8 protein-coding genes are annotated in these 12,727 nt (G+C 31.4%); 7 read left to right on the top strand and 1 reads right to left on the bottom strand.

The features are described from left to right. Positions 1 to 185: 185 nt before the first annotated feature. Positions 186 to 686, bottom strand: coding sequence for a M15 family metallopeptidase (locus BUA89_RS05845; RefSeq protein ID WP_072953987.1), 501 nt, complete (start codon positions 684 to 686; stop codon positions 186 to 188). 619 nt (positions 687 to 1,305) lie between these two features. Between BUA89_RS05845 and BUA89_RS05840 the strand changes: the two genes are divergently transcribed. Genes BUA89_RS05840 through BUA89_RS05810 form a run of 7 tightly spaced genes read left to right on the top strand, consistent with a single transcriptional unit; the run spans position 1,306 to position 12,129 of the window. Next, positions 1,306 to 2,295, top strand: coding sequence for a DNA-methyltransferase (locus tag BUA89_RS05840; protein ID WP_072953985.1), 990 nt, complete (start codon positions 1,306 to 1,308; stop codon positions 2,293 to 2,295). A 14-nt stretch (positions 2,296 to 2,309) separates the two neighbouring features. After that, positions 2,310 to 4,313, top strand: a complete 2,004-nt coding sequence (locus BUA89_RS05835) for an ATP-binding protein (protein ID WP_072953983.1) — start codon at positions 2,310 to 2,312, stop codon at positions 4,311 to 4,313. A 6-nt stretch (positions 4,314 to 4,319) separates the two neighbouring features. After that, positions 4,320 to 5,678: a hypothetical protein gene (locus BUA89_RS05830; RefSeq protein WP_072953981.1), complete on the top strand. Its 1,359-nt coding sequence runs from the start codon at positions 4,320 to 4,322 to the stop codon at positions 5,676 to 5,678. Then, the gene (locus tag BUA89_RS05825) at positions 5,675 to 7,792 is read left to right on the top strand and encodes an AAA family ATPase (RefSeq protein ID WP_072953979.1); all 2,118 of its coding nucleotides are present in this window, start codon (positions 5,675 to 5,677) and stop codon (positions 7,790 to 7,792) included. Before BUA89_RS05830 ends, BUA89_RS05825 begins: the two co-directional genes overlap by 4 nt. Further along, entirely contained in the window at positions 7,785 to 8,741 is a 957-nt protein-coding gene (locus tag BUA89_RS05820) for an HNH endonuclease family protein (RefSeq protein ID WP_072953977.1), read from the top strand. Before BUA89_RS05825 ends, BUA89_RS05820 begins: the two co-directional genes overlap by 8 nt. 42 nt (positions 8,742 to 8,783) lie before the next feature. Beyond that, the gene (locus tag BUA89_RS05815) at positions 8,784 to 10,400 is read left to right on the top strand and encodes a hypothetical protein (protein ID WP_072953975.1); all 1,617 of its coding nucleotides are present in this window, start codon (positions 8,784 to 8,786) and stop codon (positions 10,398 to 10,400) included. Then, on the top strand, positions 10,393 to 12,129 hold the full coding sequence (locus BUA89_RS05810; RefSeq protein ID WP_072953973.1) for a hypothetical protein: 1,737 nt from the start codon (positions 10,393 to 10,395) through the stop codon (positions 12,127 to 12,129). Before BUA89_RS05815 ends, BUA89_RS05810 begins: the two co-directional genes overlap by 8 nt. Positions 12,130 to 12,727 lie beyond the last annotated feature (598 nt).

Below are 12,727 nucleotides of genomic sequence, written 5' to 3'. Positions count from 1 at the left end.
TTCTATACTTGGTTTTTAAGAAATGTGTGGCAATTTTAGACAAGTAAAACCAATAGTTTTCCGAAGAATAGACTATTGGTTTTAACTTTTTATAATGATTGCTTTGGTGTGTTTCTTTAAAGCAAAGATAGATCGGGGAAGCGACAAAACTCGTCGTATTAAAAATAAATTCAAATAAAAGAGAATTAAATCACCAAATAATTTTCTTTATCTCTAGGCATTTTAGCCAATGTTCTCCATCTCGTTTTCACCAATCCTTTCTTTGTTAAAATATTCTTCTTTTCAAAGTGTGGAAGATCTTTAAAGGTTTTCCAGTTTCCGCCCCAGTCCCAACCGTGTTTAGCAAAAATTTTCACACATTCGTACCAATCGGCAACTCCGTCATTATCCCAGTCTTTTGCGGTGTCCCAGCTTACGGTTTTTCCGTCAATGATCATACAGATATCCACGGCAAGTCCATAATTGTGGATGCTTTGTCCGGCTTTGGCATTCGTTACTTTTTTTCCGGAGGTAATTCTCCCGATCGCATAGAGTTTTTCCTGCTCTTCAAAGCTTCTTAAACCTTGCGTGATTCTCACCTTTGCTCTTCCCGTTAATGCTTCATCGCATTCCTTAATAATCTGCTTCACTTCTTCTCTTACTGAATGGTGAAGTTTTTCAATTCTCTGTAAAGTCACTTTGTCCATATTGTCGATTTTTAGTGTTTTTGGAAAACAAAGCTAAGAGTCGGGAACGACAAAACTTGACGTATTTAAAATAAATTAAAGGTTTGATAATCAGTTTGTAATATTTAATGTTAAAATTTTATTTCACTGTATTGATCTCCTTTTAAAGTTATAATTTTGTCTATTGAAATAATTAAATTTTTTATCGTGTACGCTCCGGTCGACTGCAATAATTTCTTTGTTTCCTGTTATCAAAAGTTAATTATTATCAATAGATGATTAAGACTTCTTGTTTAATCAATTGATTAATAAGCTTGATTGTGATAAGAATGTTTTGATTATAATAACTAAAATGAATCTTCGATATCCATAAATTTCACATTATCCGTATTTATACGGATATTTTTTTAGGGGATTTTTACTAACTTTTTCGATAATTTGCATTTTACGGAAAACCGTATTTAATTTTTTTAAGATTTAGGTATTTTTGATAGTTAATCACAATTATCAAATATCTAGATTATGTGGAAGTTATATTACTTAATTTTGAAGGTTTAAATATTTTAATTAATTATCAATAATTTTTTAAGGAAGTAGTATACCTTAGAGAGTTAAGAATATATACTATAAATAGGTTTTTATGTTAGATGAAATAAAGCAAAATAAAAAATATAAATCCAAGCTTGGTAAACTTATAGTAGGGAATTCGCTTGAGTTATTGAAAAATGATAAAAAATTAGCCAAATTGAAAGGTAAAGTAAATCTTATAGTTACTTCACCTCCATTTCCTCTTAATAACAAAAAGCAATATGGAAACGAAAAAGGGGAAGAATATAAAGATTGGTTTATAAAATTAGCACCAATATTTTCCGATCTTTTAGCTGATAATGGTTCATTGGTCATAGAGATTGGAAATGCTTGGGAACCAGAGAGACCTGTTCAATCATTATTACATCTAGAATGTCTTTTAGGAATGGTTAAGCATCCTGAAGCTAATCTTAGATTAATTCAAGAATTCATTTGCTATAACCCGTCGAAACTGCCTTCGCCAGCTCAATGGGTAACTGTTAATAGATTACGAACAGTTGACAGTTATACACACGTTTGGTGGATTGCTAAAAATGATTTCCCAAAAGCAGATAATAGCAAAGTATTACGTCCCTACAGTAAAAGTATGGAACAATTGCTAAAAAAGCAATCCTATAATGCCGGTAAACGCCCATCAGAACATCAAATAAGTGAAAAAGGATTTCTAAAAGATAATGGAGGAAGTATTTCTCATAACTTTTTTGAAATGGAAGCTTTGGATGAAAATAGAGAAGTTAGATTACCTCATAGTGTATTGAGTTTTTCAAATACCAATTCTAATGGCTACTTTCTAAAAACTTGTAGAGAGAAAGGAATTATGCCACATCCAGCTCGTATGTCTGGCGGACTGGTAAATTTCTTTATTCAATTTTTGACAGATGAAGAAGATTTGGTTCTTGATCCATTTTCTGGAAGTAACACTACAGGTTATTGTGCAGAAAAATTAAACCGTAAGTGGATATCATTTGAAATTAAAGAAGACTATATTGAACAAGCCATTATTAGGTTTAGCGATCCTGATTTAAAATCACCATTAAAATAAAAACTACTATAACTATGGAAAACTTAAGGGATGAATTTGAAAAAATTGCTAAAACCGATATTTTTGAGGTTGGAAAAGACTCCAAAAATTTTGTAGGTAATCCTTTTAAAATAGACTACGACAAAACAAGTCTATTAACATGTGATGATTGGAAATACAACGTTGGAGGTATTGCTCAAGGTTGTTTTCTATTAGCATTTTATGAAAACGACTTTGGAGAAGAAATTGTACATGAAGCATTATTATTAAGAGCATTGAGACCTTGTCCTATTCCAAGTGACAGCAGTGTAATTAGTTCAAGAATAGAATATTTTAAAGAAGAGCTTAAGACAGCTGGAAAAAATAGGCAAATTGATCAATTTACCAGATTTGAGTTTAGCTGCTCTGGGATGGAATGCTCTATACTTGGGACATTTTATAAAACTGCTGATGAAAAAATAGAGTTTGGAGCAGATTTAGAAAATTTTTATTCTCCACATTTATATAAAGTTTATAAACCATCGGGTAAATATCTCAAATATATTGTAAATCTTAGGGATAATGATGGACCATTAAAACCAGATTCTAATTTTCAAATAGGAACAGTTCGCTACAGTTCAAGCAGAAAGAATTATTCTGAAAGTGCAAGTACGGATGAAAAAGTATATATGCACACTAAAGATATATTGGGAAAAAGAACTGCATTGTTTGGGATGACGAGAACAGGTAAATCAAACACAGTTAAAAAATTAATCGAGGCTACTCAAGAACTTTCAATTAAAGCTACGATTAATACTTCAACAGGAACCTTTCAAGAAGATATCAACCCATATAATGAAAATGAAATTCCTAAAGAAAAAGTAGGACAAATCATTTTTGATATTAATGGTGAATATGCCAATAAAAACTTGCAAGATGGAACTGCGATTTTCGAAAAATATAAAAATGATGCTACTGCTAGATATAGTGTATTGGAGAAAGATAATTTTAAGGTACTGAAAATTAATTTCTATAAAGAAGTTATTGCAGGACAAGAATTGATAAGAGGCTATTTCAAACAATTCGGAAAACAGTCTGATTATGTAGAGGACTTTCTGGGGGTTAATTTAGAAAAACCAGAGGACAATTCTGAGTTAACCAATTATTACAGAAAGCTTGCAGCTTATAAATGTTGTTTGAAATTAGCTGGATTTCCCTTGTCTGGAACAAATAGCATTAAATTTCAAGGGAAAGCAGAGGGTATCGACGACCAGATTCTTGAAGGTAGTTCTATAACTCCCGTGAATGGCATTACTTATGAGCAAGCAACAATGTGGTTTACCCAGGTTTGGAAAAACTATAAAGAGTGGGATTATCTGAAAACTTATGAAAGTAAAAAAGGACACGAATGGGCAGATAACGATTTAAAAGCTTTGCTCAGATTTATTTCTCAGTATAGACAACCTGGAGAAAAAGGACCAATAAACAGCTACATTAAGCTAAAGCCAATAATTAAGTATCATTCTCCAACTGCCATAATTTTGTTTGAAAATGAAATTGAAAAGCTTTTACGAGAAGGTAAAATCGTTATTGTCGATTTATCTCAAGGAGATCCTGAAATTCAAAATCTATATTCTGAAAAGATTTGTAGAGCAATTTTCAATTCATCTATGAGTAATTTTATTGACGCTAAACCAAACAACTTTATCCAGTTTTACTTTGAGGAAGCACACAACCTTTTTCCAAAGAAAGACGATAAAGATTTAAGTCAAATTTATAATAGAATAGCTAAGGAAGGTGCTAAACTTAACCTAGGAATGGTGTACGCTACACAAGAAGTGAGTTCAATTAGCTCAAACATTTTGAAAAATACACAGAACTGGTTTATAGCTCACTTAAATAATGAAGATGAAGTAAAAGAGTTACGTAAATTTTATGATTTTAGTGATTTTGCAGATGCCTTAATCAAGTTTAGTGCAAAAAATGACAAGGGATTTGTTCGAATGAAAACCTACTCCAACCCTTTTGTTGTTCCTGTTCAAATCGGACTTTTTAATTAAAGAAGTATGTCAAACGAGTACACAAATAATAGTTTCGAACGAGGTAGCCGAATTTCTCATAGTTACATTATTAACGATGAGGAAGTAAAACAATATTTAAATAACTGTGAAATTCCTGTTGAAGCAGAGGATGTTGAATTGAATGATGCTCTTAAGCATGATATTATTTATCCAGAGGAAAATACTATTGAATTTATTGTAGCTGTTGATGGAGAAAGCACAACTATTCCAGTAAAAAAAACCTTTCCTTCTTCATTAATTACTTTTTTTCAATTTGGCTCATTGCTTATTAAAAGTGCCGATTTAGATGAAATGGAAATGAAGCCTTTTGTATCCCCATCTGACATAAAGAAATTGAAGGAAATAAAAAGAGAAAAATTTGTTTTACCAACTAAGAATGTTGCACTAAAAAAAGATATTGATTTTCGGACAACCGTCAGAGAAGCTATTCACGAATTTTTCAAAAAAACACATTCTGGTAAAACATCAATCCTAGCAACATTGTATTGGTTTATATTTGAGCAATATAATCCCACTTCAACCAAAAACAACTACAAACTTTCTCAGTGTCCTCATTGTGGAACTAATAACATTGTTTTAGAGAAAGACAAAATAGACTTTAAAAATTACTCATGGAGGTGTACACACGATAAATGCAATAAAGAAATATTGATTACCGATGTATTCAGGCTATTTGAGAAAGTTGATAAGTTTGAAAATGCTGATGCATCAGGTATTATAACTTATTTAGAAAGTGTTACGGAAAGTTTCTTTATTATCCATACTATCAAAAGCCTACTGGAAATTCAGGACGGGTTAGTAAATCGGTTTTTGTTTGTAAAAGATGGACCATTAAGTTTTGGGGGAGAAACAGCTAATATGCATAAACCAATGCAGGCCTTGCTGACTTATCTTAACAAAAACAATAAGATTAATTTGATTGGAGTTGAAACTTCTGGTGCGTTTGTAGATCATGCGAGACAAATTAAAGACAAACTGAATCCTGGTCAAGTTTTTCTACTAAACAATGAACATATCTATACTTACATACAAGTGGGCAATCACAAAGAACAGCAATACGGCAGTACATCGTATTACAGCGGGAAGTTTATTTATAAATCTTTTGATGAAAGAGTGTATGTTCTGACATTGCCCGTAGAAAATCACATAACATACTACAATCAGCCCGAGATTACCGATTTAAAAAATATTGAAGAAGTACTTATGAATGTAGATAAGCTCAGGTGTGATATATACGAAAATGCACTAATTCCGGTTGCCGTTGCCAATAAACTTATATCACTAACAAACCATCCAAGTTCAAATATATTGGAACGGTTTGCTAAAAAAAATATGGGAAGATGATTAAGATAGAAAAACAAAAAGCACCCGAATTTCTATATTCGGAAACGGTTGATTTAGCTGTTGAAAAAATGGAAGAGTTTTTTGTATCTAAAAACAGAAGCCAAAAACGTTACGACTGGCCTTTTAATGCAGAAATAGATAAAGAGCTTAAAGGATATTTACATGAAGTGTTTTACGGAAAGTGTGGTTATTGCGAGATTAAAATAGATTACCCAGAATTAGGAACTGTTGATAGATATAGGCCCAATAATGGAGTAAGAGATAAAAACGAATTTCATCAGGATTTATATTGGTGGTTAACCTTTGAATGGGATAATTTGATTTATTGTTGTAAGGAATGCAATCAGTATAAAGGAAATTATTTTCCAATAAAAGGGAGACGAGCATTGAATGAAAATGATGATTATGAAAAAGAACATCGAATGCTTCTAAATCCGTATTTAGATGAACCTGGTAATCATTTAAACTATTTATACAGTGATTCCGGTAATATTGATGCTTTAACAGATGAAGGTAATCAAACTATCGAATTATTAAGACTAAATAGAACAAATTTAATAGAGGGAAGAAGAAAAGCCAGAAGCGAAATTATTGATGTAGTGGAGTCTTTGATTAATGGAGAACAACTCAAAAATCATGCAATCAAAAAATATCTTGCAAATATTTATGAGCTTGAAGATCCAAGTATAGAATTTCTTTCTTACAAAAGATGGGTACTACTAAATGAATTAGATACTACGCCTTTTTTAGGTCAAATAATCGGTTTAGAGGATTTTCAAACAGACGATAATTGGTTTAGAGAAAAAGAAAAAACAGCTAAAAGAGAAGGATTATGGAAAGATCTTATAAAAAGTGACTACTTCCCAATAGAGTACATTCATATCAAAAACTTTAAATCCATTGATGATTTAAAAATTGATTTTAAAGAAGACGAGTTAAACAAAAAATCTTGGTTGTTTTTACTTGGAGAAAATGGAGTAGGAAAAAGTTCAATTCTTCAAGCGATTGCAGTTGGTTTAAAATTAGACAGAAAGCTCATTGAACCATTAATTCCATCATTGATTAAGAAAGGTAAACGAACTGCTGAAATTACAATCAAAGAAAGAAACAACGAAAATATTATCTACACTAAACTGGTACGTAAAACTGGTACGGTAGAGCAATCAGGTAGTTTTAATTCCTACCTAATTGGTTATGGTTCATTGCGACTTTCAGTTGATGAGATTGAAAGTAGTTCACCAAAAGATACTTCAAAAATAAGCTATCAAAATCTATTCAAGCCAACTAAAGCATTAAATGATGTAACTAAATGGTTGAGGTCAATACATAGAAATGATGTTGATTTTTTTGATCGTATAGCTATTTCTATAAAGCAATTATTACCACACGATAAATCAGACACTAATCTTTCCATAAAGAATGGAGAAATCGTTCTTGGTAATTCTGAAACATTGTTTGCAGAATTAAGTGATGGTTATAAAAGTACCATTACTCTAGCTATTGATATAATGATGAAACTTTCTGATGCACAATCAGATATGAAAGTAATGTCAGGAATTGTGTTAATTGATGAATTAGGCAATCAGTTACACCCAAGGTGGCAAATGAGGATTGTTAGACAGCTGAGAGAAGTGTTTCCTAATATCAACTTTATTATTTCCACACACCACCCACTCTGTTTAAGAGGAGCAGAGAGGAAAGAAATATTGTTGCTTAGAAATATAGACAATCAAGTTATTTCTAATACAGAATTACCCGACCCTGCTTCCTTAAGGGTAGATCAAATCTTAGCATCTGAATTTTTTGGATTAAGCAGTCTTGTCGATCCCGAGATAGAAGCAAAATTCAATCGGTATTACGAATTGTTAGCAAAAAATGAAAATGTAACACCTGAAGAGCGTAGGGAGATAAACACGCTAAAAGATGAGCTTAGAAACAAGCAACAATTAGGATCGTCGCTTAGAGAAGAGTTGCTGTATCATGTTATCGATAAACTATTAGCCGAAAAGATTGCTTATGATAAAAATCCTTTAAACAGAGAAGAGTTAAAGGCAGAAACAATTCGCAGGGTTAAAGAAGTTTGGAAAACTCTAAACTTAGAAGCATATGATTAATATACAAAGGCGTGATTGTCCAGATATTCTTAAAACTGATGTCGATCCGGAAAGTGATGGAGTGATAGAAACAAAAGATGCCATTCTATATTTTAGTGATGTAACTAATCATCAAACAACTTATAAGAAAACGGGAGCGCGTGGAGCGAGGATCAAAGAAGGCTATTCAGTTTACAAGGATAAATGCGTGCGCAAAACACTTTTGGAAATGTTTCAAGGTAAGTGCGCATATTGCGAAAGTAAGATTATAACAATATATAATGGCGATATTGAACACTTTAGACCAAAAGGGGAAATACAAGAAGCTAAACCTTCAAAACCTGGTTATTATTGGTTAGCAGCAGAATGGGAAAACTTATTATTCGCTTGTCCATTTTGTAACCAAACCAATACTCATGAAATTAATAATGATGGAGATATTGAAGAAAGTGTACTTGGTAAGCTTGATCAATTTCCACTTGTTAGTGAGACACATCGATTAAATCACAGTCATGGTTCTTTATACTTTGCCAATCGAGCACAATACCTCCAAGCTTTTAACCTTGAAGAAACTGAAAGATTATTGCTTAACCCTTGTCTGGATACGAATGTGAGTCGATATTTTAAATATGATGACAACGGAGCAATTATAGTAAACGATGGGCTTAGTGATCTTGAGCAACAAAAGGCAGGAGAGTCAATTAGAGTTTATGCATTGCATCGATTAAATTTGGTAATAGCCAGATCTGAGAAAATAATCCAAATAAAAGCTCAAATCAAAAGAGTTGAAAATGCGATTAAGAATTTTAATGATAATATTGAGGGAGATGAAGAAAAACGTACTTGGTTCGAAGGCATTATGAGAGAAGAAATGCAAATTTTGAAAAAATATAAAGATCCTGACCAAGAATATGCAGCTCTAGCAAGGTATATAATTGACAAATATTTTGACGAGGCAAAATTTATTTAACCCGTATAATTAGTTAGATAGGATTTCATACAAAATTCAATCATGCAGACTTATAAACAGAATCTAAAAAATGAGGCTCGTGAAAAGCTGGTTAAGCATGCTATTCAATCACTAACAGACGAACGGCACAGTAGTTTTCTAGTTTCTCAAGAACATTTTATTAAAATAACAGACCATTTTAATAAAATGTTCTTCAAATTTCTTGGAAACAAAAATTTTGAATATATCAATCAATACAATTGGCTTTTTTCAAGTGAAAGAAATAATTGGTTAAAATTTTATAAAGAAAAATGTAAATCTAAATTGGCTAGTGAATTGAAAGTATTGTATCTTTCTGGACCAGAGCCATCTAACGATATAGAAATTTTATGTAATAATGGAATTATCCTTGAAAATATCTGGGCTATCGAATCAGATAAGAAAATATATAAAGAAGCATTAAAATCATTAATTGAAAATAAAATTCACATCAAATTACACCGTGGATCGTTGGCTGAATTTTTTGAATTAACAAATCACGAATTTGACATAGTGTATTTTGATGCTTGTACTCCAATTCTTTCGACACAACAGTCACCACTTGAAATAATTAAGCAACTTTTTGTAAATAAAAGACTAACGGGCTTATCTACGTTTATTACAAATTTTGCAGAACCCGGTGATAATTATAATTGGGGTGATATATTGGCTACCTGGTTTGCAACAAAGGAATTTTATGAGGTTCCATCAGTAGATGATGAATTCGGAATGAGTCCATTAGAAAAATCATCTTCATTTCCATTATATAGTAGTTTTATAAATCAACATTTAGACTCTTATTATGATACTTTTTTAACACATTTTATACCAACAATAGCATCAGAAATAATTCCAATGTGGCAATTATCTTCTTTAGGATCTGTTCAAAGCAATCATCTACTTAATGAACAGTTGCTCCAAAAAGAGTTGAAAATTATAAAATCGGATAATATAAATGCAAATAATTCTGATGAGATATTAAAAGAAATACCGCATTACATACTTTCGATTGATGATTATCCACTGTTAAATTGGGTTAGGTTAATAAATAATAATTTATCCAAGGATCATACTTTACGTCAGTTTATCAATAGTAATCGAAAAAAGATGACAATAGAGGATGCTTTGTATATAGGTAGCTTATTAAAACGTTTTGAAGAAGTAGATTCTGGTTTTAAAACCTTTATTCATAATATTTGTGGAGAAGGTCTAAAGGAAATAATTACTAGACTTGATTTCTTTGATAGAAATATGAATTTGACATGTGACATACCAATGAAAAATTTATTAATTGAATTGTTATTAGGTATCTATGGACATCCTTATATTGCACATACAGAAAAAACTATGGGAATAAAATACAAGGCAAAAAATACTTGGATGTACTCTAATGTATTTGTTTTTGACCAATGCAGATATCTGTATGATTTTCTACCAACTCTAGACTTATGGGAAAGCTTTTTTGAAAACATCTCACATCAAACAATTATTCGGGGATGCATAGACGAAATTCGACGTAATCATCTGCATCTCAATAATTCACTTTTCAAATGGGGCTTTATCGAAGGTATATATGGAGAATTTACTCATTCTATGCTTTCAGAGAGAATTAATTTAAATATTGAAAATATTGATGTTTGATAAGGATAAAATTATATCAAAACTAATAGGAAATCTGTTTGACACCCAAACAGGAGAGTATATTACTGTTGCAGAGCTTAAAACAATTGATAAGAATGGATTGAAGGAAACCACTAATATCAATACTGCTTTAGTTTCGCCAAGTCTAATTAATAAAATAAAATCATCACATGTTAATCCTTATGTAAATCTATCTGGAGCATACTATAGAGAAGGCTATAAATATAAACCTTCATTTTCATTATATCTTTCTAAATCTTCAGGACTAAGTAAAGCAGAACCTTTAGTTGTTTCTTGGTGCTCTGGTAATCATAGCACATTCATGGTTGATCAGGGCTTTTTAAGTGCCTTTAAATTATCACCACGTTTGTTGGATAGTGAAATTTTATGGGATGACTTAAAAGAGCCTGAATATGATGTAGTAAAAATTAAACCTCTTTCTGAATATAAATTCCCAACCTATTCCGATGCTTATGTGAAAATTAAAAAAGATTATTTAGAGACTTATTTAGCGTATAGAAAGAAAGTTGCTGTACAGATATTCACCATAAAAAGAGATATCGCAATAGACGAAGAAATCTCCACACTGCTTAAAAATAAAAAACACTTTATAGAAGAATTTAATCAATTAGAAATAAGGATTAGCAGATTTGACAACAAAAAGGATACAGCTCGCTTAGAAATAAATGGCTTCAAACTTTTATTAGAAAATAGTGGGAATAACGAGAAAGAAGAAACAGTTGCAGGGCACTATTGGAAAGGAATTGACGGATTGGTAACAGAATGGCGGGCAAGACATGAAATGCCGTTTGAATATGTATATGTTTCTGATAAAGTATTGGCAGTATATGAAACAGACGAAGATTATGAAGTTCATCCTTTGTCTGGAAGTGTAAGCTATAGAAATCAATGGGCAGTAACACATTGTGATCGTGTTGGAAAAAATGCGATTAAAATTGAAATCAAAAAATTATACGAAGGTAATGGATATACAGTAATTGACTATTGGAATAAATTTTCGATTCATCCATCCGAAATTATTGAAGGCGAGAACATTGCTGGAAAAGCAGAACGTTTGACAAGGAAGTTCTTTTTGTTTGGACGAATATTAACTAATCTATTTAACGGATTGCTAGAACTCAACTATCTAGCAAAAGATTTAATTAGTTTGGATGAAGAACGTGTTGAATATACGGGATGGTCGGGATTTTCTGAATTTAATGCTATTGCTCAACATGTAGATTTAAAATACTTTTCTAAAGAACAATTTATATCCCGATGTAAAAAATTATATATCATATTAGGAGAAAATTTGAAAGAAAAGCCTCTACGTAAAATTGTAGATATGTTAGGTTTCCCTGCCTCAGATACTGAGAAGCTGAGAAGCATAAAGTTGCTTGAACTTATTATAGCTTATATTATAGTTGCGGACGAAAGTGGTTTACATCCTTTGACTAATAAGGAGATTATTGTAGGGAGAGTTTTAGAAAATAAAAATTTTAATCCATTATTAAAACTGTCAGCTATGAATAGCATTAGACAGTTAGATGCTCATAAAACAAATGATTCCAAAGCAAGGCTTAATAAAGCGCTGACAGATTTAGGAGTACAGCCTAATTCCATCTCTAATAACTACGCTAATACTTGTTGGCAAATTTATGATAGTCTTGATGAAATGTTTGTGAGGCTAAATGTGCTTTTTTCTAATTATGCAGCCACTTTTTATTAAAATAAATTCTTATGTCAAAGCTTACTTTTTAATCTTATATAAAATTTAATTATCATTCATTCAACTTATTAATGGTATCTTTTAATGTGTTTTTATAACGAAAAAGATTTAATTTTTCCCGTTTCTTTTTAATTTTTATATTGTTAATTCCCAGTTTTGCGAGCTTGCGTAATATATGATTAATTTCGCTTTCGGATACTTTTAAAACTACCTTTATCATTCTATAATTGCTTGCTTAATATTCTTACATTAAAATCCTTTTCTACTAGATACTGCTTTTATAAATGACAGCCACCAACCATACACTGTCCAACCAAAGAATGCATTGATTAATAATACGACTAGAAATTTAAACTTTAGAACTGGAAGGCGTAGTAAAGTTATCATTGAAGGAATGAAATAGACGAACAAAATTATTTTTAGAAATAATGCTCCTCCTTCTTCTTGCTGGGTTGTAACGGTCAAAATTTGTATCATGCCTATTTAATAAAAAGCGTGGAACTAATATCAATCCGTACATAGGTGCCGCGAAGTACCCGATAACCAGAAAGACTTAGCCCACGCCGTATAAGCATGGGCGTAAGTCTATCATTTTTGG

This window comes from Chryseobacterium arachidis (assembly GCF_900129245.1).
Taxonomy (GTDB): Bacteria; Bacteroidota; Bacteroidia; order Flavobacteriales; family Weeksellaceae; genus Chryseobacterium; species Chryseobacterium arachidis.
The sequence above is the reverse complement of the archived record's forward strand: the minus strand, read 5'-3'. Positions and strand labels throughout refer to the sequence as shown.